The sequence below is a fragment of the Flavobacterium plurextorum genome (assembly GCF_002217395.1).
In the GTDB taxonomy this organism is placed as follows: domain Bacteria; phylum Bacteroidota; class Bacteroidia; order Flavobacteriales; family Flavobacteriaceae; genus Flavobacterium; species Flavobacterium plurextorum.
This window is the reverse complement of sequence record NZ_MUHD01000014.1, coordinates 1-24,973: the sequence shown is the minus strand read 5'-3', so window position 1 is coordinate 24,973 and position 24,973 is coordinate 1. Positions and strand designations below refer to the sequence as shown.

Annotated in this window: 22 protein-coding genes; 15 read left to right on the top strand and 7 right to left on the bottom strand. The window is 32.2% G+C overall.

Annotation, left to right across the window (positions count from 1 at the left end):
• Positions 1-123 precede the first annotated feature (123 nt).
• The gene (gene trxA / locus B0A81_RS06770) at positions 124-441 is read right to left on the bottom strand and encodes a thioredoxin (protein WP_012023423.1); all 318 of its coding nucleotides are present in this window, start codon (positions 439-441) and stop codon (positions 124-126) included.
• A gap of 246 nt (positions 442-687) precedes the next feature.
• Here trxA and B0A81_RS06765 point away from each other — a divergent pair, with 246 nt between their 5' ends.
• The 5 genes from B0A81_RS06765 (at position 688) to B0A81_RS06745 (ending at position 7,126) form a co-directional block, all read left to right on the top strand.
• Entirely contained in the window at positions 688-3,147 is a 2,460-nt protein-coding gene (locus tag B0A81_RS06765) for an AsmA family protein (RefSeq protein ID WP_089057316.1), read from the top strand.
• A 109-nt stretch (positions 3,148-3,256) separates the two neighbouring features.
• A complete protein-coding gene (gene dcm / locus B0A81_RS06760) occupies positions 3,257-4,492 on the top strand; it encodes a DNA cytosine methyltransferase (RefSeq protein ID WP_089057315.1) in 1,236 nt (411 codons plus the stop codon).
• Complete coding sequence (locus B0A81_RS06755; RefSeq protein ID WP_089057314.1) at positions 4,489-5,802, top strand: phospholipase D-like domain-containing protein; 1,314 nt, start codon at positions 4,489-4,491, stop codon at positions 5,800-5,802. Before dcm ends, B0A81_RS06755 begins: the two co-directional genes overlap by 4 nt.
• Positions 5,803-5,900: 98 nt before the next feature.
• A complete protein-coding gene (locus B0A81_RS06750; RefSeq protein ID WP_089057313.1) occupies positions 5,901-6,665 on the top strand; it encodes an HNH endonuclease in 765 nt (254 codons plus the stop codon).
• Entirely contained in the window at positions 6,662-7,126 is a 465-nt protein-coding gene (locus tag B0A81_RS06745) for a hypothetical protein (RefSeq protein ID WP_089057312.1), read from the top strand. Before B0A81_RS06750 ends, B0A81_RS06745 begins: the two co-directional genes overlap by 4 nt.
• A gap of 50 nt (positions 7,127-7,176) precedes the next feature.
• On the opposite strand, the gene B0A81_RS06740 is transcribed toward B0A81_RS06745, so the two are convergent.
• Positions 7,177-7,413: a hypothetical protein gene (locus tag B0A81_RS06740; protein WP_089057311.1), complete on the bottom strand. Its 237-nt coding sequence runs from the start codon at positions 7,411-7,413 to the stop codon at positions 7,177-7,179.
• Positions 7,414-7,779: 366 nt separating this feature from the next.
• Here B0A81_RS06740 and B0A81_RS06735 point away from each other — a divergent pair, with 366 nt between their 5' ends.
• Positions 7,780-8,094, top strand: coding sequence for an HPF/RaiA family ribosome-associated protein (locus B0A81_RS06735; RefSeq protein ID WP_089057310.1), 315 nt, complete (start codon positions 7,780-7,782; stop codon positions 8,092-8,094).
• 242 nt (positions 8,095-8,336) lie between these two features.
• Here the strand turns inward: B0A81_RS06735 and B0A81_RS06730 are convergent, their stop codons facing one another.
• A complete protein-coding gene (locus tag B0A81_RS06730; RefSeq protein ID WP_089057595.1) occupies positions 8,337-8,990 on the bottom strand; it encodes an NAD(P)H-binding protein in 654 nt (217 codons plus the stop codon).
• 482 nt (positions 8,991-9,472) lie between these two features.
• Between B0A81_RS06730 and wrbA the strand changes: the two genes are divergently transcribed.
• Positions 9,473-10,633 (top strand): NAD(P)H:quinone oxidoreductase, encoded by a 1,161-nt coding sequence (gene wrbA, locus B0A81_RS06720; protein WP_089057308.1) that lies wholly within the window; start codon positions 9,473-9,475, stop codon positions 10,631-10,633.
• A 50-nt stretch (positions 10,634-10,683) separates the two neighbouring features.
• On the opposite strand, the gene B0A81_RS06715 is transcribed toward wrbA, so the two are convergent.
• Positions 10,684-11,361 (bottom strand): hypothetical protein, encoded by a 678-nt coding sequence (locus B0A81_RS06715; protein WP_089057307.1) that lies wholly within the window; start codon positions 11,359-11,361, stop codon positions 10,684-10,686.
• Positions 11,362-11,546: 185 nt separating this feature from the next.
• Here B0A81_RS06715 and B0A81_RS06710 point away from each other — a divergent pair, with 185 nt between their 5' ends.
• The 5 genes from B0A81_RS06710 (at position 11,547) to B0A81_RS06690 (ending at position 15,645) form a co-directional block, all read left to right on the top strand.
• Entirely contained in the window at positions 11,547-12,038 is a 492-nt protein-coding gene (locus B0A81_RS06710; RefSeq protein WP_089057306.1) for a nuclear transport factor 2 family protein, read from the top strand.
• Positions 12,039-12,300: 262 nt separating this feature from the next.
• On the top strand, positions 12,301-13,683 hold the full coding sequence (locus B0A81_RS06705) for an ammonium transporter (RefSeq protein ID WP_089057305.1): 1,383 nt from the start codon (positions 12,301-12,303) through the stop codon (positions 13,681-13,683).
• Between the two features lie 149 nt (positions 13,684-13,832).
• Positions 13,833-14,510: a tRNA (guanosine(46)-N7)-methyltransferase TrmB gene (gene trmB / locus B0A81_RS06700; protein ID WP_089053773.1), complete on the top strand. Its 678-nt coding sequence runs from the start codon at positions 13,833-13,835 to the stop codon at positions 14,508-14,510.
• A 43-nt stretch (positions 14,511-14,553) separates the two neighbouring features.
• Complete coding sequence (locus B0A81_RS06695; RefSeq protein ID WP_089057304.1) at positions 14,554-15,192, top strand: LysE family transporter; 639 nt, start codon at positions 14,554-14,556, stop codon at positions 15,190-15,192.
• 123 nt (positions 15,193-15,315) lie between these two features.
• On the top strand, positions 15,316-15,645 hold the full coding sequence (locus B0A81_RS06690) for an MGMT family protein (RefSeq protein ID WP_089057303.1): 330 nt from the start codon (positions 15,316-15,318) through the stop codon (positions 15,643-15,645).
• 121 nt (positions 15,646-15,766) lie between these two features.
• Here B0A81_RS06690 and B0A81_RS06685 read toward each other — a convergent pair whose 3' ends face one another.
• Positions 15,767-17,092: a sensor histidine kinase gene (locus B0A81_RS06685; RefSeq protein WP_089057302.1), complete on the bottom strand. Its 1,326-nt coding sequence runs from the start codon at positions 17,090-17,092 to the stop codon at positions 15,767-15,769.
• 106 nt (positions 17,093-17,198) lie between these two features.
• Complete coding sequence (locus B0A81_RS06680; protein WP_089057301.1) at positions 17,199-18,542, bottom strand: sigma-54-dependent transcriptional regulator; 1,344 nt, start codon at positions 18,540-18,542, stop codon at positions 17,199-17,201.
• Positions 18,543-18,699: 157 nt separating this feature from the next.
• On the opposite strand from B0A81_RS06680, the gene B0A81_RS06675 reads away from it, so the two are divergent.
• The 3 genes from B0A81_RS06675 to B0A81_RS06665 all read left to right on the top strand — a co-directional run bounded on the left by B0A81_RS06675 (position 18,700) and on the right by B0A81_RS06665 (position 23,304).
• Entirely contained in the window at positions 18,700-19,944 is a 1,245-nt protein-coding gene (locus B0A81_RS06675; RefSeq protein WP_089057300.1) for an efflux RND transporter periplasmic adaptor subunit, read from the top strand.
• 90 nt (positions 19,945-20,034) lie between these two features.
• Positions 20,035-20,742, top strand: a complete 708-nt coding sequence (locus B0A81_RS06670) for an ABC transporter ATP-binding protein (RefSeq protein WP_089057299.1) — start codon at positions 20,035-20,037, stop codon at positions 20,740-20,742.
• A gap of 135 nt (positions 20,743-20,877) precedes the next feature.
• Positions 20,878-23,304: an ABC transporter permease gene (locus B0A81_RS06665; protein WP_089057298.1), complete on the top strand. Its 2,427-nt coding sequence runs from the start codon at positions 20,878-20,880 to the stop codon at positions 23,302-23,304.
• An 83-nt stretch (positions 23,305-23,387) separates the two neighbouring features.
• Here the strand turns inward: B0A81_RS06665 and B0A81_RS06660 are convergent, their stop codons facing one another.
• On the bottom strand, positions 23,388-24,959 hold the full coding sequence (locus B0A81_RS06660; protein ID WP_089057594.1) for a L,D-transpeptidase family protein: 1,572 nt from the start codon (positions 24,957-24,959) through the stop codon (positions 23,388-23,390).
• Positions 24,960-24,973: the final 14 nt, after the last annotated feature.

Here is a 24,973-nt window from a genome sequence, read left to right as displayed (position 1 = left end):
AGCAGTGAAAACTCAAGTAAAAATTTTAATTTGTGAAAATTTGTGAAATTCGCGGCAAGAAAACTCAAATAAAAAAGGTTTGACTTTCGCCAAACCTTCTTTATATAAATCATAATCTTACGATTACAACAAAGCGTCTAAACTATCTGCGTAGGTTTGTTTTGGAGCTACTCCTACTTGTTTCCCTACTACTTCACCGTTATGAAATACCAAAACGGTTGGTATGTTACGCACACCATATTTTGCAGCGAATTCTTGGTTTGCATCTACATCTACTTTACCAACAACTACTTTTCCTGCGTACTCATCGCTTAATTGGTCAATGATTGGACCAACCATTCTACAAGGACCACACCATGCTGCCCAAAAATCTACCATTACTGGTTTATCTGATTTTAAAACTACTTCATCAAAAGTAGCATCTGTTATTGCTAATGCCATAATTTCTTATCTTTTAAAATTATCGTCTGAATTGTTATGTTTCAAACTAGAGTACAAATTTAAAAATTTAAAACAAATGAAACATCATTCGTAAATTAGTTTTCATTATAAATGTATTGTCTTTAATTATACGCGCAATTAATCCTATATTTTATAAGTTTAAACTTATAATGAGCTTCCTGTAATCTTTTTAAGAATAACATTCTTTTTTAGCTTATCTTTAATGATCCAGAAAATTTTATCCAGATGAGAGAACCTTTACAACAAATAAAAAACTTTTTTCAGTCGGTTGGTTTTAAAAAATATGCTAAACGTTTTGGTTTTTTTATTTTGGGACTTATCGCATTACTTTTAATTGCCTGTGGAGGATTATCGATCTATTTCAACAGAAACAAAACCGAAATTATTGCCAAAGTAAACGCCAAAATCAACGAAAATATAAATGGAGAATTTCATATTGGCGACTTTCATTATAAGTTTTTAACTGGTTTTCCTAATTTCACTTTAGCTTTAAATGATGTTGAACTCAAAGACAAAAAATGGAATACACATCATCATACTTTATTAAAAGCCAAAGAAATTGAAGCCCGACTCAATATTTGGAGTTTATTGCATAATGAACTTAATATTCATAAAATCCTTATTAACGACGCTAATATTTATATTTATAAAACTAAAGACGGATATACAAATTCAGACATTTTTAAACCAAAAAAGAAAAAAGATCCGCAAAAGAAATCAGAAACAGAAACTACAATTGATCAAATCGACCTCAACAATGTTCGGGTTACTATAAATAACCAACTGGGAAATAAATTATTTGATTTTGATGTTCACAATTTAAACTCTAAAGTAAATTACGATGGAGACGATTGGAATACTGATTTATTTCTAGACACTCAAATAAACAGTCTTGCTTTTAATACTGTTCACGGAAGTTTTGCTAAACAAAAGGAATTAAAAGGAACTTTGAATGTATCGTATTCTGTAAAAAAACAAAAAATTGATATTGCAACCAAAGGTCTAAAAATAGGCACAGATTCATTTGATATTGTGGCGTATTTTAATATCGGGAAAACCAATTCGCTTTATGGAATAAACATAGACACTCATATTTTATGGAGTAATGCGTCGAATTTATTATCGGCAAATATTAGTTCTAAGCTTAATCGGTTTGATCTAAAAGAGCCAATTGCTGTAAACTGTGATCTAAAAGGAGATTTAAATGTTCATGATGATCCCAAAATAGTGGTGCAGGCAATGTGCAAAAACAATGAGCTTACGATTCCTGACGGACAAATTAAGAAATGTAATTTTAAAGGAATTTTTACCAATAATTTCAAACCTAAAGAAGGTTTTAATGATCCAAACTCAGCAGTTATTTTAACTCGATTTTCTGGAGAATATCAAAATATTCCGCTTTCAATTCCGCAGTTATCCATCAATAATCTTGAAAAACCAATTGCAACTGGAACTGTAAATTCTGATTTTGATGTAGAAAAACTGAACGAAATAAGTAATGATAAATGGATCAATTTTACAGAAGGTCACGCAAAGGCTAATCTGGACTTTCAGTTTGACATTGTCGATTTATACATCAACAAACCTAAATTTATTGGCAGTGTAAATGTTGAAAATACTTCGTTTGATTTTATTCCGAAAAAAGTTCATGCCGAAAAAGTAAACGTCCAGCTTGACTTTACCGAACAGGCTTTGCTCATTAAAAAAATCACTTACAAACACAACAAAAACACTATTATTATCGATGGTAAAATTGACAATTTCCTGAATCTATACTATAACGCTCCCGAAAAAATGGTTGTAAATTGGAATATTTACTTTCCAAATCTCGATTTGAAACAATTTTTGGGTGTTTTAGCAGCTTCTCAAAAAAGTAAAACTGTGGCTAAAAATAAAAAACCAACAATCTCAAACCAATTACGAACAGTGATCGAAAAATGTGCGGTTGTTATTGATATTAAAGCGGACAAAATAAATTACAATAAACTAACCGCCACAAATACAACGGCACGCATACAAATGATCGATTCTAGACTGCTTATAAAAAATGGCTCGCTGCAAACTTCTGGCGGCAGTATAACTTTTAACAGCGAAGTTAAACCCAGCGGAAACAACTATGCTTTTAGCTCAAACGCACAGGTTAACCGAGTTGACATTGCAAGTTTTCTAAAATCGTTTAACAATTTCGGAATCAAATCTTTCAGTCCAAACAACATTAAAGGACGCCTTACAAGCACTGCTAATGTAAATGGTTTTATTAATAGTCACGGAGAATTAATCACCAATTCGATACACGGCAAACTCGATTTTAATGTTAATCAAGGCGCTTTAGTAAATTTTCAGCCAATTGTAAAAATTGGCAAGTTTGCTTTTCCTTTTCGTGATGTCGAGAATATCACTTTCAGCGATTTGTCCGGTCATCTTAACATGCGCGGCGAACAAGTAGACGTAAACAATTTAACAATAAGTTCCAGTGTACTAAACATTGATGTTGACGGAATTTACTCTTTTGGCCGAGGAACCAATCTCGCCTTAACAATTCCGCTTAGAAACTCTAAAAATGACGCCAAACTCGCCAGCAAAGCCGAGCGCGATGCTGTACGCGAACGCGGAATTGTCCTGCATTTAATAGCTCTTGATGATAATGGAAAAATGAAGATTAAGTGGGGGAAGAAGGATAAGTGACTCTAATTAAAACCAAATTTACAAACCAAAAAGAAGTTATCTCCGCAAAAATATAATTCCTAATTTTTGGATTATTATTTCTAAATTGCACCATTAATTTAAGCGCAAAATGATGGGAGTAGAAAAGATCAATATAGATGAATTTGATGGTAAAAATTTTAAAACTCGTTTTGTAGAAGAAGATGATAATAGAAAAGCTGTAGTAACACATTATCTTCATAACTATCATAATGGCGTTAAAGATCATTTTGAAGAAGAGGCCACAGAATATTTAAAACAAATTGTCGAATACAAAAATGAAGAAGAAAAATTAAATATTCTTTCTGATTCTGCATTACAACAATTATTGTTTGAAGTTGAAGATGTACCTTTTCCAACTCCCAAAAACTATACTTTCAAATTCATCGATCTCTTTGCAGGAATTGGTGGATTTAGAATTGCATTGCAAAATATTGGCGGAAAATGTATCTATACAAGTGAATGGAATGTAGACTCGCAAAAAACATATAAAACCAATTTTGGAGAAATTCCATTTGGAGATATCACGAAAAAAAGCACTAAAAATTATATCCCAGATGATTTTGAAGTATTATGTGCGGGATTTCCATGCCAGGCTTTTTCAATTGCCGGGAATAGAAAAGGATTTCAAGATACAAGGGGCACTCTGTTTTTTGATTTAGAAAAAATTATTGAAACTAAAAGACCTAAAGTTGTTTTTCTTGAAAATGTAAAAAATTTAGTTTCTCATGATAAAGGAAATACTTTTAAAGTAATATTAGAAATATTAGAAGAAAAACTGGGTTATAAAGCTTATACTAAAGTGCTGAATTCTTCAACACATGCAAATGTTCCTCAAAACAGAGAGAGAATTTTTATTGTAGCATTTGATAAACGAGAAGTACCTAATCATGGCGATTTTAAATTTCCTGAATCAATTCCTCTAACTAAAACCATTCATGATATTTTAGAAAAGGGAAAGCAAGCAGATAATTTATATTATAAAAAAGACCACCAATATTATCCTGAACTAGAGAAAACAATAACTTCAAAAGATACAATTTACCAATGGAGACGAGTATATGTGAGAGAAAACAAAAACCAAGTCTGTCCAACTCTAACGGCAAATATGGGTACTGGAGGTCATAACGTACCATTAATTCTAGATGATTATGGTATTCGAAAACTAACTCCAAAAGAATGTTTTGCTTTTCAAGGATACCCTATGGACAAATATATCTTACCAAATATTGCTAACAGTAAATTATACATGCAAGCAGGAAATTCGGTAACAACACCTTTGATTGAACGAATAAGTCAAGAAATTTTAAATGTCTTACTACCATGAGTGTTTGGGAGCAATTTTCCATTGAGCAAAGAGATGAATATATAAAGTTTTTACAAGTTTATGGAGCGTTATCTAATTTATTCCGTCAAAAACAAGGAGATTTAATACCATATCTTGACTCTAAATTTCAGGAAACTGTTTTTACAAAAATTTTCGATAGTCAAAATGTAGATATTGGAAACACTCCGCATGATGTACTTTCTGTATTTGGTGATAACCGAATCGGAATTGGCCTTAAAACTTGGATGGGAAGTAAACCTTCTTTTCAAAAAGTCATGCAACTTAAACGCTATCAAAATGATATAAATTTCTATCGTGATGATTTACACTCATTAGCTTATAAAATTTCTGAGATCAAAAATCAAAGAATGAAAAGTGATTATGAGCGATTAGGATTATCAGAAGACAAAAATATTTATCACTATATAACTCGTGACAAAGGCATTTTTACTATAAATGAATGTGCGTACCCATTAATTGATGTAGCAAAACTTACAAACTTTAGCGCAACACCATCCGCTCTATCTTGGTCTGATGGAAATAAAGATTATAGATATACATTTGCCGATTCTCAAATATGGCAAAAATTTGACTCCGACAAATACAACACCTTAATACTCAATAAATTTGATGTAAAAATAATTGAAGATCCATTTTCATTCTTACTACAAGCATACTTCAATCTTATTGAAACGACAAAAGTTGCAGAACCCGATATTATTGAAGTTTACTTGCCATTATATTCTTATCAATCTAAAGAAGTAGAAGAAAAATCAGGATTAAATGCATGGAATGCCGCATCTAAAAATAGAGGTAGTAATATTCCAAGACCTTTAAATGAAATTTACGTTCCTATTCCAAGAGAATTTCACAGAAAGCATCCTGATTTTTTCACATCCAACATATTTGAATTTGAAAGAATTAAAGAAGACTATAAAGGCCCTTCAGATGAAAAACCTGAAGTACGTTTTTCATTAAAACTTCCTAATGGAAAAATAATTCCTGCTTTGGTTACACAAGACAACATGAAAGGCTTACAATCTGGAAGCAATACTTTAAAAGATGAAAACGGAAAAAGATTTGGACAATCTGCTTTAGGTCAATGGTTACTTGTAGATGTTTTAGGACTCAAAGAAAGAGAACCTGTTACCCGTGAATGGCTTCAAAAGAAAGGAACAGATTCTGTTCGTTTGTGGCGAAATAAAAATGATTATAATGTAATTAACATTGACTTCGCTCCTACTGGCTCTTTTGAATTGTTTATGAAAGGAGAGCCAATTCCAACAGATGACGATAACTTTACAATGTAGAAACTCCTTCATTTAAATAAAAATTGATTTTGTTTTTTTATTAACCCAATAAATCATATTAATTAATTATTATTTATATAAATTTCTAATAAACTATTATGGCAACAGAAAATTGGACAAAAGAACAAACAATTGTGGTACTAAATCTATATTGTAAAATTCCTTTTAATAAGGTTAGTTCCAATCACCCAGATGTTATTAGAATTTCAAGAATAATTAGAAGAAGTGCTAATTCGGTAAAGATGAAAATTGGAAATTTTGGAAGTTTTGATTTAGAGTTAAAAAAAAGAGGAATCGTTGGATTAGGAAACACCACCAAACTTGATAAAATTGTATGGGACGAATATAATAATAACTGGGAAAATCTTGGATATGATAGCGAACTAATAATTTCTCATTTTGCAAATGAACCAATTGAAAAGACATCTAATATAGATATCAACAATTTACCTTTAGGTAAAGAACGTGAATCAGTCATCAAAACAAGGATAAATCAGAGTTTCTTCCGTTCAACAATTCTTTCTTCATATAATTCAGAATGCTGTATTACTGGGCTTTCAATCCCAGATTTTCTTGTTGCCAGCCATATAGTTCCTTGGTCAAAGGATGATAAAATTAGATTAAATCCTCATAATGGAATCTGCATAAACTCAATCCACGACAAGGCTTTTGATAAAGGATATATAACTATTACTGATGAATATAAAATAAAAACATCTCCTTTTTTAGATGAATATAGAAAAGAAAACGCCATAGAAGATTTCTTTTTAAAATACGAGAATAAACCTATAAATTTACCCAATAGATTTCTTCCTTCTAAAGAATTCTTAGATTATCATTATCATAACATTTTTAAGAAATGAAATATTCAGCGGAAATAATTTTCGGAAAAGATCAGGTAAAAAAATACAACAATAAGGAAGCCTTAACTGATTATGAAAAAACAATTAATCTAAAGAAATATACTTTTGAAACTCGAGCGGAAAGAAATGCTTTTTATCAAGGAATTGGAGAAGCAATGGGTTGGCTAGAATTCGAGGTAATCAAAGAATTTGAAGAAAAAGATCACAAAGATGAAAATGCAAATGATGATAAATTTGACTATTGGGCCTTTATTTATAAATACTATCCAGGCTATCATCAATGCAATAGTGTATTATTAAGTGATATTTTAACTCGAAAACTTGATGGCGAGGAAATTTCTGAAACAGATGAAGAATACATTAAAGATTGGAATGTTCGAAATGAATTATTGGAAGTAGATAAAGAATTACTTTGCAAAGCTTTTGAGAACTATTTTAATCTCAATTATCCCGAAAATTAAGCAATTAAAAACACAAAAAAAGCCACTTCATCAGTGGCTTTTTCATTTTCTTAATTCTCAACGTCAAAATAAGGATTTAAAATCTCGGCTAATTCATTGAGCCAATAATAACCTTTTTCGAGGTTTATTTTCTCGGTTTCGAATGTCTCGCAATCGCGAATTATGCTTAAAGCAATTAAATAATTGATTTGTCGGATTGCTTTTGCCAGACTTTTAGGATCAACTGTTTGGTTGAAAAAATAGGCTAACCGCAATTCGGTTTCTTTTGAAAGCGTGTTTGTACTCATAATCTCGAAATTTAGGAAATATAAAACCCGTATGGGTTAGCTGTCCTACGCCTTCGAGAACGCGTTGTGGTTGTTTCCAATACCGCCAGCGTGCCATACGGGCAAAAAGTTTTGTTGTGTTCATATTCTCGATGTTTAGGACTGTAAATATATTAAAAAACCTGAGCAGATTATGTGATTTTCTTACATTTTAACTTGTTTACTGTTGTGGAGTTACTTGTGAAGATTCTTCTCCCGAAGCCTCGGGATCGGAATGACAAACAAGACGATAAATCGTATATTTTTTTCATAATTTTTTATTAATCTCTTTGGCTTTTTGCGTTAAAAAAGATAGCTTTGAGAAACAATCATTAAATATAAACCGATATGAAAATTCAAATCAATACCGACAAGAACATCGAAGGACATGAAAGATTAGCAGCTTATTTTTCTGAAGAATTAGAAAAAGGTTTAGCTCGTTTTGAGGAAAAAATAACCCGCATTGAAGTACATTTTGGAGATGAAAATGGAGAAAAATTTAGTGTAAACGATAAAAAATGTGTAATCGAAGTTCGTCCTGTAAAATTACAGCCTATTACCGTAACAGAACATGCCGATACACTCGAAAAAGCTTTTAGCGGCGCTTTAACTAAAGCAAAGAAATCATTGACTACTACTTTCGAAAAATTGAAGGCACATTAATATAAACATCACATACAAAAATGGCATTATCTCAAATCAAGATAATGCCATTTTTTTTTATCGTAAACCTGTTGCGTAAAATAAAAACATTAAACACATAGAAACATAGATTTTATGACTCGAAAAGGAGACAAAAAGAAACATGTTTCTTTCGCATAGCTTTTTGTGTTTAAATAAGTGAAATATCACGTTTTGACTACAAAAACTATGTTTTTATGTGTTACACAAATTGCATCAATACGCTACAATAAAGCATTCATTTCTTTCCAATGCAATATCTTAACTGGTTCGCTAAATTTCGCAGCACTTTTAACCATTGCTTTTGCAATATCTCTGGCTTCAATTCCTTTATAAGCGCTTAGTTTTCCAACAAATAACGGATTGATGACTTTAAAAACCACTTTAAAGACTTTTTCCAGTGGTCGGTTTTCTTTTCGATCTCCTAAAATCATCGAAGGACGAAAAATATAAGTATGCTCAAAATTTAAATTAATAATATCTTGCTCTGCCTCGCCTTTTGTCTTCACATAAAAAACAGATGAATTTACATTTGCGCCAATTGCAGAAACCAAGAAGACTGATTTTGCTCCGTTTTCTTTAGCAAGTTTTGCGGCTAAAACTGGATAATCATGATCTATTTGATAATACACTTTTTTATCTGGTGTTTTCTTTTGCGTTGTGCCAAGCGAAATAAAAACTTCATCTATTTCAATGCCTTGCACTACATTGGCTAATGAATGAAAATCACCTATCAGCGTTTTTAATTTTGGATGCTGTATATTTAAATCTTTTCGAACAACAATTACAACTTGTTCATAAGCATCATCATTCAATAAGTTTTCTAGAATGTACGATCCAACTAGTCCGCTCGCGCCATATACAATTGCTTTTTTCATAAAATAGAAAATTTGTTTTCCCGAAGTTAGAAAATTATCAGCTATTTTTTTGAATTGAAGCACTTAAACACACAGCATGCAAAAGAATGCATTTGAAATGATTATTTCCTCTACCAATCTCAAAAGCTATCAGAATAAAAGAAATCAATAAAATCAACTGCTAAATTTAAAGCTCCAGAGGAGCAATATATTTATAGCTAATTTAATATCCGTTATAAAAATCCAGCTCCAGCGGAGCGACATATTATTTTTACTGACAATACTCAATATATCACCCCGCTGGGGTTCTTTTTTTGGCGTCCTTTTATTTTCTATAACTATTTCGTCCCTCTGGGACTTAGGATTAGTACCATTTGATAAGACAATTAAGATAATAATAACGTTTTTCGATAATGTAAGAAGTAAATTTGCAGTCCCAAAAATAAAACTTGAAAACAAGTATATAGTTGGGATTTTATACCATAATTATTAAAAACACATTCATGAAAAAGCAATTACTCGCATTATTAATCGCAGTTTTTATAGGCTTTGGTGCTAGTGCACAAGTAAAAACACCGGAAACAAATATTCTAGTTTTAATTTATTCTCAAAACGGAGGTACATATAAAATGGCTAAAGCGATTGCCGAAGGAATTCAGGAATATCCAAATACAAAAGCAATTATAAAAAGAGTTCCCTCAATAAATACAAAAGAAAAACTAAATTCTGATGTAGAAAAACTGCCAGTTGCCGTTATTGACGAATTGGTTAATTATGATGGAATCGCATTTGGAAGTCCTGTTCATTTTGCTAATATCAGTGCCGATATGAATTACTTTTTCAGCCAAAGTATTCCGCTTTGGACTTCAAGAGCTTTAGAAGGTAAACCCGCAACAGTATTTATGTCTGCAGGATCTGGTGCAGGAAAAGAAGCTGCAATTTTATCTTTCTGGAATATTCTTGCTTCTCACGGAATGTTAATTGTTCCTACTGGAATTATGGGAACAGCTGGTTTAGACAAATCTGTACCACAAGGAAATACGCCATTTGGAGCCACTGCATTAACAGGATCAACTGGAACACGACCTTCTTCAAGCGAATTAAATTTAGCTAAAGAACAAGGAAAAGCTTTAGCAAGAGCAGCATCTGGATTGAAAAACACAGAAAATATCAAAACTGTAAAAACAACTTCTGCAGAAACTAAAACTGATATCAACAAAACATTAAAAGACAACAATATTGTGCTTCCTGAAGCTCCTAAACCAGTTGGGAATTATGTTCCGTACACGATTTCGAATCATAAAGTATACATAAATCAAGTTGCCTTAAAAGAGGGAAAAATTTTAAATCCCGGTAAAGTTGGCGCAGGTGTTACAGATGAGCAAGCAAAAGAAGCAACATATCAAACAATGCTGAATGTAATTGCGGTTTTAAAAGAAGCTTGCGGAGGCGATTTAAACAAAGTAAAACAATGTGTGCAGTTAACAGGATTTTTTAATACTACTCCTGAATATACGCAACACGCTGGAATTATGAATTCGGCTTCAAATTTAACCGCTTTGGTTTTTGGAGAAAAAGGAAAACATGCCAGAGCTACAATTGGCGCAGTTTCACTTCCTATAAATTCGGCTGTAGAAATTCAGGCGATTTTTGAAATTGAATAACATCATATGATTTAAAACAAAAAGCGGAATACAATTGTATTCCGCTTTTTTTATGATTTTGGTAAAGGTGCTCCCACTGCAATATCACAGCGATGTCCTGGTTGTCCGTGCGCCGGATTCATTCCTTCGGCTACCTTTTGAGTAGTTTCTGTACTTAACAAAGCTGGAACTGGATTTGCAGCCGGCGGCGGCGTTACCGTAAAATTTTGTGTCGCTGTTCCGCTTTGCGGAGTTGAAGCCGCAGCAGTAGTAGTTTTTGCAACTGGCGAATTTAAAGGTGCTCCAACTGCAATGTCGCATCTATGTCCAGGTTGTCCGTGTGGCGGATTCATCCCTTTGGCTACTTTTGCAGGCGCAGCAACTGTGGTTGTTACTACTTTTTTTTGATTCGGATTTACTTGTACCGTTTGAGCTGTCTGCGTTGTTTGAGCCTGTTGTGCAGGAGCAGAATTTAGGGGAGCTCCAACAGCAATATCACAACGATGTCCTGGCTTTCCATGAGCAGGATTTAATCCCTTTGTCTCACTCAAAACTGTATTTGGGTTTGCAGCTTGCATTTGCTGTTGCTGCTGTTCTACCACTGACTTCGTTTTTGCGGTGTCTTTTGCCAAACCTAATTTTACTAATTCAGAAGTTGGTGTGCTCTCCTGAGGTTCTAATTCTTTTTTACAAGAAACCAGAAGTAAAGAAGTAATAACAAATGAACTTATAAAGATTTTCGGATTCATATCTAACGTGTTTAAAGCACTCAAATATACTCGTTTTTTTAAAACTAAACCTTAAAGGAATCTAAGATAATTTTGAGTTTACTTTAGGCTTCTTAATAGATTAATCTCGTAAAAGCTCAAAGTTTTTCATATTGCTTATTTATAGTTTAAAAAATTAATACCTTTAAACTAAAATAGTATCTCACATGAAAAAAACACTCTTATTACTTTTATTTGTTACTGCTTTTGCAAATGCTCAAACCTCAGACAAAGATAAAATCAATCAAACAATAGATGCTTGGCACAAAGCTGCCGGCGATGTAAAATTTGACGCTTATTTTAACTTAATGGCAGACGATGCTATTTTTATTGGAACTGATGCGACTGAAAACTGGACTAAAAAAGATTTTAAAGTTTGGGCAAAACCCTTTTTTGACAAAGGAAAGACTTGGAATTTTACAGCTTTAGAACGCCATATCTTTTTTGACAAAACAGGAAAAACAGCTTGGTTTGACGAATTGCTGAACACACAAATGAAAATCTGCCGAGGTTCTGGTGTTTTGGTTAAAGTGGGAAAAGAATGGAAAATTCAACATTATGTTTTGTCAATGACAATTCCAAACGATGAAGTTAATGCTGTAATTAAAATAAAAGCGCCAATTGAAGATGCTTTGATTGCAAAGCTTCAAAAAAAATAAACATTTTTCGACTTTATTCTTATAAACATAACTTTTATAGCGCTTTACGGCTTCATAAATCAAATTAATTATAATACAATTGACAATTTAGAGCATAATTTAGATCATCAAAATAAAGTAGTCTTAAAAAAAGAACTTAAATTTTACAAAATCAACTAAAATTAAAACACAACCACTATTTTAACAGCCCTCAAAATCTAAATATTTATTTTTTTTTAACTTTGACCCCAAAAAAAATAGGGTTCAATAAAGTATTTGAAAAATGAAAATAGAGAAACGCTGGATCATTTCCTTTATTATTATAAGTATTATTTGCATTACAGGTGCATTTTGGCCAACTGTTACTGAAAACAGTTATGTTTTATCTGAATTTGGCACGACAGAACATATTGTACCTGCAGATGTTGCCTGGATGCTGACCTCTTGCTGTTTGGTTTTAATCATGACACCGGGATTATCTTTTTTTTATGGCGGAATGGTAGGCAAGAAAAATGTCATTTCGACCATGCTTCAAAGTTTTATCTGCTTAGGAGTTGTAACACTTTTATGGGTTGTTGTGGCTTTTAGTTTAGCTTTTGGAGATCCTGTTGGTTTTAGTTCCGGAGATCATTTTTACAGTTTCTTTGGTAATCCAACAACATTTGCTTTTATGGATTATGTGGGCGTTTTGCCTCATAAACAATTAGCCAATACAATTCCGTTTATGCTTTTTGCCTTGTTTCAAATGAAATTTGCCATTATTGCTCCAGCTATTATTACTGGTTCATTTGCAGAACGTGTTCGTTTTATCTCGTATTTACTTTTCATCAGCTTATTTACTATTTTCATTTACGCGCCTTTATGCCACTCTGTTTGGTATCCAACAGGTATTTTAGGAAGTTATTTTGGCGTAAAAGATTTTGCTGGAGGAACTGTCGTTCATATGAGTTCAGGTTTTGCTGCACTTGCTGGTGTTATTGTTTTAGGAAAAAGAAAAAACAGTCAGCATATACCAACTAATATTCCGTTTGTATTACTAGGAACTGGAATGTTATGGTTTGGATGGTTTGGTTTCAACGCTGGTTCTGCACTTGCTGCAAACGGAACTGCTGCTATGGCTTTTGCAACTACAACAACTTCATCTGCCGCAGCGATGTTAACTTGGATTTTCTTTGACCGAATGAACGGAAGAAAAGTTTCGGCACTTGGAGCCTGTATTGGCGCAGTTGTAGGTCTTGTTGCCATAACGCCTGCTGCAGGATTTGTATCGGTTCCTGAAAGTATGTTTTTTGGTTTTGTAACCGCTTTAGTTTCAAACTCAGCTGTAAACTGTCGTTTTTCGAAAAAATTTGATGATACACTTGACGTTTTCGCCTGTCATGGTGTTGGCGGAATTATGGGAATGATTTTAACTGCCATTTTTGCTCACGGTAAAGATGCAAGCTTGCTGCACGGAGGTTGGAATGTATTTGCACACCACATGATGGCGCTTGTTTTGGTTTCTATATTTACTTTCTTCGGAGCTTATTTCTTGTTTAAAGTAACAAATTTCATTATTCCGTTAAGAGTTTCTGAGGAATCAGAACATATGGGATTGGATTTATCACAACACGACGAATCACTTGATCCAAAAGCACATTCAATTACAGAACCTCATTACGGGTAAAATGTGTGCCACAGATTTCACAGATTCTCACAGATTAAAAAAAAAGAAATCCAGAAAATCTGTGAAATCTGCGGCTAAAAAAATTTAAACCATAATTACATCTCGTCCATTCGTTTATATTCCTTAATTTTGCGGAAAATTTTTGTAAAGTGGGAAGTAAAAATAAACTAAAAAGATTCAGAGAAAACGAAACATTTCAAAACGTTTTTCAACCAACTAGAGAAGAAGTTGTAGGCAACCTAATGCCTTTAAGAGGAAAATGGAATTCTGATTTCTTTAAAAATGACAATCCTTTAGTTTTAGAATTGGGATGCGGGAAAGGTGAATACTCTGTTGGATTAGCTGAAAAATATCCTAACAAAAATTTTATTGGTATCGACATTAAAGGTGCTCGTTTCTGGCGTGGTGCAAAAACTGCTGTTGAAACCGGTCTTCATAATGTGGCATTTATTCGAACTCAAATCGAATTAATCAATCATATTTTTGCAGAAAACGAAGTTGATGAAATCTGGATTACTTTTCCAGATCCGCAAATCAAATATAAAAGAACAAAACACAGAATGACGAATTCTGAGTTCTTGAAACTTTACAAAAAAATCCTTAAAAAAGACGGTGTCGTGAATCTTAAAACCGACAGCGAATTTATGCACGGTTATACACTTGGATTACTTCATGGTGAAGGACACGAAGTTTTGTATGCAAATCATAATGTGTACAAAAATGAGGGAAGTCCTGAAGAAGTTACTGCTTTTCAGACTTTTTATGAAAAACAATATTTAGAAATTAACAAGGCAATTACGTATATTCGTTTCAAAATTAAAGACTAATTTAATTTTAAAACCTCTTTTTTTAACCTACTAAAACAACTGAATGGCATTATTCACTCCATTACTTTCAGGTTTTATTGCCGCTGCAATTGGGATTATTCCGCCGGGTTTAATCAATATGACGGCAGCTAAAATAAACTTGAAAGAGGGAAAAAAGAACGCCTTATGGTTTGTAATTGGTGCTGTTTTAGTTATTTTTTTTCAGGTTTACGTTGCTGTTTTATTTGCCCGAGTTATAGATAATCGCCCAGATGTTGTAACCTTACTGCGTGAAGTTGGTTTTGTTATTTTTTCAATCTTAACGATTTATTTTCTATTTATTGCCAAAGAACCTCAAGGTAAAAAGAAATCGAAGATTAAAAAAAGCAGTAAAAAAAGCCGTTTCTTTCTCGGAATGCTTCTTTCTGGTTTAAACTTCTTCCCTATTCCTTATTATGTTTTAGTGAGTGTAACGCTCGCTTCTTATCATCTTTTTGCGTTCGAAAACAATACCATTTTTACTTTTGTTTTAGGTTCTGTTTTAGGTTCATTTGCTGTTTTGTACAGCTACATCGCTTTCTTTGAAAGAATTGAAAAGAAAACAGATTACTTAATGCGAAACATGAACACGATTATTGGAAGCATTACAGGTTTAGTTGCCATTGCAACACTTTTTAATATTTTGAACTATTATTTCGGATAATTTTACAGCCACAGATTAAAATGATTTTTTTACTTTGTGGTTAAATATTTTTCTCGCAGATTTTACAAATCAGACAGATAAATCTATTTAATCCTTTTAATCAGTGGCAAAAAAACTTAATTTATGGCTGAGGAAAATTTTTTCGAAAGAGTTTATGTAATCGCCAGGCAAATTCCGTTTGGAAAAGTAACTTCATATGGTGCAATTGCAAAAGCTTTAGGAACCGCTCGCTCCGCGCGAATGGTTGGCTGGGCAATGAACGCCTGCCATAATATGGATGATGTTCCTGCGCACAGAGTCGTTAATCAAAAAGGACTTTTGACAGGAAAACATCATTTTGACGGAACAAATTTAATGCAGCAACTTTTAGAAAACGAAGGGATAACAGTAGTGAACAATCAAATTGTAGATTTCGAAAAACATTTTTGGACTCCTGAAATTTCCACCATATAAGTGATGTAAGTTTATTTAAACTGGGCTCAATACTATATGATAAGCTTTGCCAAAGTTGGTTAACGACAGGAAATCACATACTTTATAAATGAACTTATATCACTTATATGGTTCATTCTTCTCAAATCAAACAAATCACAAAACTTGTTTTATCCTCGTCAGTCTGGTAGCTTAAATAACCTCCGTGAGCTTCAATGATATTTTTTGAAAGAGTTAGTCCAATTCCTGCGCCATCTTTTCTGGTAGTGAAAAAAGGAAGAAATATTTTATCTTGAATTTCTGGATCAATTCCTTTTCCGTTATCCGAAATCACAATAAAAAAGCGATTGTTTTCTGTATAACTAGACAAAAACAACTGCTTTTCACTTTCTTCTTTCAAAGCATAAATACTATTGGTTATCAAATTTATAATTACCTGTTCCATCTGATTTTTATCAATCAAAATAGAACGAGAACTATGAGTTTCATTTACCAGTTCGATATTTTCGCTTTTTAAAATAGGATTCATTACCCTGAGACAATCCTCAAAAAGAGCATTAATCTGTGTCATTTCTTTCACTGGAGTTGGCAGCATGGCAAGTTTACGGTAACTTTCGACAAAATCCTGCAAGTGATCACTTCTGTTTATAATGGTCGAAATACTGCTTTTTATATCTTCAAAATCATCTTCCTCTAGTTTTTCTTGATCTACAATTTGAAGTAAATTTTGCGAAAGTGCACGAATCGGCGTTAAAGAATTCATTAATTCGTGCGAAATAATTTTCATTAAATTAATCCACGCTTCTTTTTCCTTTTTCTCGATAACACGCTGAATACTATCTAATAAAATGATAAAATATTCTTTTTTATACGTTTGAGTTCTTGAAGTCTGCAATATAAAAGTCTGCAAATCCTGATCTTCAATTTTAATTGAAATTGCCGATTTTAATTCACTGAATTCCGTTTTCTCAATTTCGTAACAAAGCGATGACAAATAATTTTTAAGATATTTCCAATGACTGACTTTTGGAACTTTAAACAAACGAGAAAAACAGTCATTCATTAAAAAAATCTTCCAATCCTCATCTTCTTTTTCGAGAATTACAGCCGCAGTATCAATGTTGTTTAATAAGGACTGATAAATAAGTTCTTTTGAAGTTTGCTCTTGATGCCTTAATTTTAGAGCTTCATACAAAGCATACAAACTTTTAAAATTGTCTTTTTTATTCTCTTCAGGAAAGTTTGTAGAAAAATCATCCTGCAAAATCGACAGCAGTGTTCTGTCATAAAACTGCAATTTATTTTTTACATAAAAATACAATTCAACCAGCATTATCAAAGCAAAAGAACCAACTAAAATCGCATTGAAATAAAACATTTTATAGATAAGAAAAAAACAAAAGAAAAAGAGAATCATCACAAACAAAACTCGTGTAAAAAAAGCATTATAAAATTTCCAGTTTTTCATTTAATTTTTTTTTTTGAGCCGCTCCAGATAGTTATCAAATAAAATAATTTTGGCTGTACCTTAAATTTCAAACAGATTCAGCCATAAAATTCTTCACTCTTTACTCTCAATTCTTTAAATCATATTTCTCAATTCTTCTATACAATGCCGCTCTTGACAATCCAAGTTCTTCAGCTGTTTTACTGATATTTCCGTGATGTTTAAAAAGCGTTTTTTCGATAGCCGTTTTCTCCATTTCCGATAACTGGTTTTCATCATTTTCTTGAATTTCTTCAAAATCTAAAATATCAAGATCATGTACTGAAATGGTATTGTTATCGGCTAAAATTAAAGCGCGTTCAATTTTATTTTCCATTTCACGAACATTTCCTTTCCAAGGATATTTTTCTAAATATGCAGCTGTATTTTCGTCAAAATGCCAGTTTTCTTGATTGTATTTTGCCGCAATCTGTTCTAGAACAAAATGCGCCATCGGAACAATATCTTCTTTACGTTCACGAAGAGACGGCAGAATAATTTCCATAGTATTAATACGATACAGTAAATCTTCTCTAAACGTTTTATTTTTTACTTCGGCTTTTATATCATTGTTGGTAGCCGAAATAATCCTAACATTTAAAGGTCTTGCTTTACTTTCGCCTAACCTAGTAACGGTTTTTGTCTGAAGTACATGTAATAGCTTTGATTGCAGATGAAGCGGAATATTTCCTATTTCATCTAAAAAAATAGTACCGTTTTGTGCCATTTCAAATCTACCGGCAGTATCCGTTTTCGCATCTGTAAAAGCGCCTTTTGCGTATCCAAAAAGTTCGCTTTCGAATAAATTATCACTCAAAGAACCTAAATCAACATGAACAAAGGCTTCTTTTTTACGTTCTGAATTTTGATGAATATACTCGGCAAAAACATATTTTCCCGTTCCGTTTTCGCCCAAAATCAAGACATTTACATCTGTTCTGGCAACTTTTTCGGCAATAGAATAGGCTTGTTTTATTTTTTGAGAAGTGCCAATAAAATATTGTTTTTCCGTTTTTTCTACAATTGGCTTTTTACTGTTTTTTCTGCTTTCCGAAACAGCTTTATCAATAGTCTCCAGCAGTTTTTCGTTATGCCAGGGTTTTAAAACATAATCAAAAGCCCCAATTTTAATTCCTTCAACTGCCGTATCAATTTTTCCGAAAGCAGTCATTAAAATTACAACGGTATGCGGCGAAAATGTTTTGATTTCTTTCAGCCAATGAATTCCTTCACGGCCATCTTCAAAACCAATTCTATAATTCATGTCGAGTAAAACAACATTAACTTCATTTTCGTTTAAAATCGAAAAAATTTTCTTTGGACTATTTGTTGTAAAAATCGTTTCAAAATGTTTTTTCAGAATCATTTTGGCCGAAAAAAGAATTTCCTCCTGATCGTCAACAATTAATATTTGGGCTTGCTTTTTTCTCATGCTGTATTTTTTTGTCCGATTTTGAACGATCAACTGTTCATTATCGAACACTCACTTTTGGAATGATTTTTTTGAGCTTCTTTAAAATCAATACTTTACAAATAATAAATTTTATGGCACAGTATTTACCTATTGATTATCAGTAAATTATTTAAAAATGGACACGGTAATTCCTCGTAAAAATAGAAAATTTAGACATCTGACAATAGCAATTGCAGTTTTTTTAGCTTTGGGCGCAATTGTCTTTTTTTCTTTCAATTCAAAAAGAAGTTTAAACGTAAAAGCAGAAGAACTTTCGATTCAAAAAGTTGAAAAAGCTTTTTTTGAGGATTTTGTTGTTTTTCAAGCAAAGGTTGAACCTTTAAATGTAATGCTTGTAAATGTTACTGAAGGAGGGTCTGTAAAAGAGATCTTTGTCGAAAATGGTGCGATGGTTACAAAAGGGCAATCTCTGGCTCGTTTATACAACCCAAATACTGAACTTAATTACTTAACTCAGGAAACTGCAATTATTGAGCAGATTAATAATTTGAATACTGGGAAATTAAACATTAGAAATCAAGAATTGAATTTGACTAAAGATTTAGTCTTGATCGAGCATGATTATAATGATGCAAAAAGATTGTACGACATGAATTCTAAGTTGTTTGAAAAGGATGTAATTTCTAAGAATGACTGGAATAGTTTTAAAGAAAGTTTACGTTTTCAGCAGGAAAGAAAAAAAACAATTCAGCAGAGTATTCAAAAAGAAAAGCAATCTAATCAATTGCAGATTTCTCAAATTAACCGTTCGATTCAAACGATGGAAAAAAGCTTGGATATTTTAAGAAACAACAAAAAGAATTTCTTGATTACAGCTCCAGAGACTGGTCGATTGACTTCGTTTGAGCCTGTTTTAGGAAAAACATTTCAGGCTGGAGCAAGCATTGGAAAAATTGACTCGAAAAAAGGGTATAAACTGACTGCTGAAATTGATGAATTTTATCTTGAAAAAATTAGAGAAGGTTTAAAAGGTCAGGTTGAATTTAAAGGAAAAACTCTTGAAGTTCTGGTAACTAAAGTAATTCCAGAAGTAAAAAGCGGACATTTTAGTGCTGAATTGGCTTTTATATCTAAAGAAAACATTGCTTTACAAGATGGTTTAAGCTTTGGTGTAAAACTGATTTTGTCTGAAAAAAATAAAACAATGGTAATTCCTAAAGGAGCTTTTAATCAGGAAACTGCCGGCAAATGGATTTTTGTCGTAAAAGGAAATAAAGCCGAAAGAAGAAATATAAAACTAGGCCGAGAAAATCCTTCTTATTATGAAGTCTTAAGCGGACTAAACGAAGGGGAATCTGTGATTACCTCATCGTATACAGATTACAAGGATATTGAGGAATTGTCGATTCAGCCGAAGTAAATCCAATCTTGTCATTTCACATTTTACAATCATAAAAGTTTCAATCATCAATCAAAAAACATTTTTAAAAACATTTAACACCAAAAAGATATGATAACAATACAAAATTTAACCAAAGTATTTAGAACTGAAGACGTTGAAACTGCTGCTTTGAGCGGTATTAATCTAGAAATTAAAAAAGGTGATTTTTTAACTATTATGGGACCTTCGGGCTGTGGAAAATCGACTTTGTTAAATATTATTGGGCTTCTAGACAGTGCTGACAGCGGAAGTTATAAATTGTTAGATCAGGAAATGATTGGTTTAAAAGAAAAAGGAAGAGCACAAGTTCGCAAGGAAAATATTGGGTTCATTTTTCAAAACTTCAACTTAATCGATGAACTTTCTGTTTATGATAATATCGAACTGCCATTGCTTTACAACAATGTTAAAGCGGCTGATAGAAAACAAAAAATTGAAGCAATTGCAGAAAAACTAAATATCTCACATCGTTTAAAACATTTTCCGCAGCAGCTTTCTGGAGGACAACAGCAAAGGGTTGCAGTTGCTAGAGCTTTAGTTAACGATCCGAAAATTATTTTGGCCGATGAGCCTACAGGAAATCTGGACAGTAAAAATGGTAATGAGGTTATGGAACTTTTAACTGATTTGCATGCTAAAGGTGCTACAATTTTGATGGTTACGCACTCTGATTATGATGCCTCTTTCTCGCAAAGAACGATTCATATGAAAGATGGTGTTATATTCTCTGAAAAGTTAAATCAGAGAAATGTAGATGTTTTTATGGACGCTAAATAAATCAAGATGATAAACTTTGTTATTACCGCAATCACAGTCCTGGTTGGATTTGTATGCAAAATTTTCACCCTTCTTTAAAAGGCTGATTCTTTCTTTTACCAAAAAAATAACTAACATAACTATAAAGTAGACACCATGATTTTTAATTGGTTTAAAATATTTATTTATCATTTAAAACAAAACAAACTGTTTTCATTTTTAAATGTTTTAGGATTGAGCATCGGAATTGCGAGCGTAATTTTTGCCATTTTATATTGGAATAATGAGCATGCATACGACCAATGGAATCCTGAAAAAGAAAATGTATATAAAGTTCTAAATAAAATTGGAGCAACTGATGATATCTGGGGAACAAGTACAATTCCTTTTGGTCAAACCTGTAAGGCAACAATTCCTGAAATTGAACAAATTTGTTTCTTAAACGACTGGTATGATGAGGCTGTTATAAAATATCAGAACAAAAAATTAATCGATAAAAAAATAACGGTAAGTGATAATAATTTTTTCGATTTTTTCCCTTTTCCAATTGTAAAAGGTGCTAAAAAAGATATTCTAAAAGAAAAAAACAGCGTCGCAATTTCTGAACAACAAGCTAAACTTCTTTTTAAAGATGAAGATCCAATTGGAAAACCTATTACATATTATGACCAATCTTATATCGTAAAATCTGTTTATCGCATTATAACTCCGTCTTCTTTTGAACCTAACTATGTTTTTAGTGGTATTGTTCGTGACTATGACATTAACAACTGGGGAAATTTCAACTATGGTATAATGATTAAGACCAAAAAGAACGCTGATATTAATGTCATTTTAAAGAAAATGCGTAATATAAATTATGAAAACGTAATTTTAAAAGAGGCAAAAAAAGTCGGTCAAACTCCTGAGCAATTTATTAAAGAAAATGGCGAGATAACGAATTTTCTTGATCAGCTGAAAACTTTGCGCTTACATGGTACAAAAGCATCGGCACCTACTTCTCCTGAAGGAAAAGGAAACTTACAGCTTATTTATATCATGGCTGGTTTATCAATTTTAATTTTGGTTTTATCATTGGTAAATTATATAAATCTAGCAACTGCTTCTGCCATAAAACGCGCTAAAGAAGTTGGTGTTCGCAAAATTGTGGGAGCATCAAAAAAACAGATTATTGCACAATTTATTTTTGAAACAGCAATAATTGTAACACTTTCAATTTTATTTGCTTTGGCAATTGTTGAACTTTCTCTTCCGTATTACAACTCTTTTTTAAGAAAAAATTTGACTATGAATGGCGGTGAATTTTACTTGCAGCTTCTTTTTATTTTTGGATTAGTACTCATTCTTGCTGGTATTTTTCCTGCTGTTTACATCGCAAATTTTGAAACTTTAAAAGTGCTGAAAGGTAATTTTTCAAGAAGTAAAAATGGAATCTGGATTCGAAATTCGATGCTTATTTTTCAGTTTGGTATTGCAACGTTTTTTATTATTGGTGCTTTAATTGTAAATTCTCAAGTTGATTTTATGATGAATAAAGACCTTGGTTTTAAAGGCGATCAAGTAATTCAAATTCCTTTTAATTATCAAAATTATGAAACAAAAGGGCAGAAATATGAAACTACAAAGCAAGAGATACTAAAAATATCAGGAGTTCAAGAAGTTTCTACTTTTGCAGGTACTTTTGGAAACAGCACTAATTCAAGTTCTGGTTTTACTCACAACGGCATTTTTGTACAGCCTCGAAATGTTGAAATGGATTTTGGCTTTTTAGAAATGATGAAGATTAAAATTGTTCAAGGGCGAAATTTATCTCAAAAATTTGCTTCAGACACGATCGACAACTGGCTTGTTAATGAAACCTTGGTAAAAAACTTAGGACTTAAGAATCCTGTAAATACTATAATCACTTCGGGCTGGTCGAATGGAAAAGGAAATCTAAAGTTTAAGATCGTTGGTGTTGTAAAAGATTTTCATATTACAGGATTACAAAATAAAGTGCCTCCAATGATTTTTATAAACACAAAAACTTTAAAATGGAATAACTTTCAACATGTCTATGTAAAAGTTTCTCCAAATAATTTAAGTGAAACATTAGATAAATTAAAAACCTATTGGGAAGCAAATATAAATCCTGACTATCCATTTGATTATGTATTTGTAAACAAAGGATTTGCTAAAACTTATGAAGAACAAGTAAAACAAAAAGATTTATTTTTTATTCTAAATCTTGTTGTAATTATAATTGCCATCTTCGGATTGTTTGCTTTGGCATCGTTTTCAATGGAAAGAAGATTAAAAGAAATTGCAATTAGAAAAACGCTTGGAGCAGAAACTGATGTTTTATTGAAAGAGCTTTCAAAACAATATTTTATTTATTGTTTAATGGGATTTGTAATTGGAATTGTTCCAGCTTATCTTTTATTGCAAAAATGGCTTGAAAATTTTGCTTTTAGGATCAATGTCTCTCCAATTCCGTTTAGTATTGCACTTGTTGCATTGCTTACGCTGACATTAACAATTGTTTTGGCAAAAGCCTATCAAGTGACGAAAATAGATATTTTGAAATATTTAAAATACGAATAATCTTGTAGACCATTTATAAAAAAACACCCTTCAGATTTATATCTGAAGGGTGTTTTTTTTATAGTATTTGGGAATACATTTTTTTACTGTAAAACGGCATCGTTAGAGTATAATAATTTATCCAAACTCTTATCTCTGTCATACACATCTGGATAAAAACCAATTTCACCATCATCTGCAACCCATGCGGTAAAATAACCTATGTAAATTGGAATTTTCTTTTTCAGCATACAAGGCGTTTCTTTTTCACCGCTCATTGCATTATTGATTTTATCAACAGGCCAGTCAGGATCATCTTTTAACATATGTAAAGCAAGTTCTTTGGCTTCTTTTACATTAATACATCCGTGGCTGAAAATACGTTTTTCAAATTCAAACAAGCTTTTTGCAGGAGTATCATGCAGGTAAATATCATTTGGATTTGGAAACATGAACTTAACCAATCCCAACGAATTTTTAGGTCCTGGTTTTTGTCTTACATTACCGCCATTCCATTCCATGTTATGATCAGCGAGATAGTTTTTATCTTCGGCCATTTTTAATTTCAGCTCATTTTTTATAATGCTGGCCGGCACATACCAATAGGGACTAAACACGATTCTATCAATATTACCGCTAAAAATTACCGTTTCGGTCATTCGCGTACCAACAAAAACATCTGAAACTAAATCATATTTTCCGTTTTTCACATAAATCAATCTAAACGACGGAATATTAACCATTACATATTCACTTGCTTTTGATAAATCAGTCGGAATCCATCTGCATCTTTCCATGTTTAACATAATCGTTCTGATTCTATTAGCAATTGGCTCATTCAATTGATCGATATGATCTTTTGTAAAAGCGTAATTCAATTTTAAACCGTATCTCTTTTTATATTTTAAAACGCCCGCCATCATTTCTTCATCATACAAACCACTTTTTGAATCTCGTGCTAAATCACCAACAACAAACAAACGTTCTCTTATTTGTTTAACAACTGTACCGCTGTCAAAAGGCTTTAGATCTTTGTAAGTCGCTGCATCAATATCTATTTTTTTCCAAAGATTATTTTTTTCAATGTTTCGATATTTTTTCAAAACGCTTTGAAGTTTATAATACTGACCAAACAAAAGATTTTCATCTTTATTTAATCGATCAGGATCTCCCATTAAAGAATCTAAAATCCTATTGTACGAAATAGTTTTTGCAGGCAGATACCATCCTATTTTTTTTAAAGTTTGAGGATCAACTCCAGAATAAACATTGCTGGCATAAAAAACATACATATTTGACAGCATCAAATCAGTATCTGCAGGCGAAAGATCTTCGGTAACATTTTCATTAAAAATGTCGTCGATTAATGGCATATACGGCATGGTCGCTTTTACGCCTTGTTCGCTTAAAAGTTTTACTTTATTATACAATAAAGCTCCAAATTCGCTCACGCTTTTATCATCATGCCAGATCATCTTGTATTCTCTTTTTTTATAGAGATCTTCAACGTCTTTTTGATATTTCTTCAATTTAGGATATTTATTAAAAAACCCATTTATAGATTCAGCGCTTATTGTCCCTGAATTATTGTCTTTACTAATTTTAAAAACATTTTCAAATGGTGATTTTTCATTTCCCAGATCTGTCTTCGCATCTACGGAATTGATGGAAAACATAAAAAAACTAAAAG

Coding starts and splice junctions, on each gene's coding strand:
- wrbA (WP_089057308.1), top strand. CDS start 9,473: ATGAAAAAGCAATTACTCGCATTATTAATCGCAGTTTTTATAGGCTTT.
- B0A81_RS06695 (WP_089057304.1), top strand. CDS start 14,554: ATGGCATTATTCACTCCATTACTTTCAGGTTTTATTGCCGCTGCAATT.
- B0A81_RS06670 (WP_089057299.1), top strand. CDS start 20,035: ATGATAACAATACAAAATTTAACCAAAGTATTTAGAACTGAAGACGTT.
- B0A81_RS06705 (WP_089057305.1), top strand. CDS start 12,301: ATGAAAATAGAGAAACGCTGGATCATTTCCTTTATTATTATAAGTATT.
- B0A81_RS06675 (WP_089057300.1), top strand. CDS start 18,700: ATGGACACGGTAATTCCTCGTAAAAATAGAAAATTTAGACATCTGACA.
- B0A81_RS06715 (WP_089057307.1), bottom strand. CDS start 11,361: ATGAATCCGAAAATCTTTATAAGTTCATTTGTTATTACTTCTTTACTT.
- B0A81_RS06730 (WP_089057595.1), bottom strand. CDS start 8,990: ATGAAAAAAGCAATTGTATATGGCGCGAGCGGACTAGTTGGATCGTAC.
- B0A81_RS06765 (WP_089057316.1), top strand. CDS start 688: ATGAGAGAACCTTTACAACAAATAAAAAACTTTTTTCAGTCGGTTGGT.
- B0A81_RS06740 (WP_089057311.1), bottom strand. CDS start 7,413: ATGAGTACAAACACGCTTTCAAAAGAAACCGAATTGCGGTTAGCCTAT.
- B0A81_RS06710 (WP_089057306.1), top strand. CDS start 11,547: ATGAAAAAAACACTCTTATTACTTTTATTTGTTACTGCTTTTGCAAAT.
- B0A81_RS06660 (WP_089057594.1), bottom strand. CDS start 24,959: ATGTTTTCCATCAATTCCGTAGATGCGAAGACAGATCTGGGAAATGAA.
- dcm (WP_089057315.1), top strand. CDS start 3,257: ATGATGGGAGTAGAAAAGATCAATATAGATGAATTTGATGGTAAAAAT.
- B0A81_RS06755 (WP_089057314.1), top strand. CDS start 4,489: ATGAGTGTTTGGGAGCAATTTTCCATTGAGCAAAGAGATGAATATATA.
- B0A81_RS06745 (WP_089057312.1), top strand. CDS start 6,662: ATGAAATATTCAGCGGAAATAATTTTCGGAAAAGATCAGGTAAAAAAA.
- B0A81_RS06690 (WP_089057303.1), top strand. CDS start 15,316: ATGGCTGAGGAAAATTTTTTCGAAAGAGTTTATGTAATCGCCAGGCAA.
- trxA (WP_012023423.1), bottom strand. CDS start 441: ATGGCATTAGCAATAACAGATGCTACTTTTGATGAAGTAGTTTTAAAA.
- B0A81_RS06685 (WP_089057302.1), bottom strand. CDS start 17,092: ATGAAAAACTGGAAATTTTATAATGCTTTTTTTACACGAGTTTTGTTT.
- B0A81_RS06750 (WP_089057313.1), top strand. CDS start 5,901: ATGGCAACAGAAAATTGGACAAAAGAACAAACAATTGTGGTACTAAAT.
- B0A81_RS06665 (WP_089057298.1), top strand. CDS start 20,878: ATGATTTTTAATTGGTTTAAAATATTTATTTATCATTTAAAACAAAAC.
- B0A81_RS06735 (WP_089057310.1), top strand. CDS start 7,780: ATGAAAATTCAAATCAATACCGACAAGAACATCGAAGGACATGAAAGA.
- B0A81_RS06680 (WP_089057301.1), bottom strand. CDS start 18,542: ATGAGAAAAAAGCAAGCCCAAATATTAATTGTTGACGATCAGGAGGAA.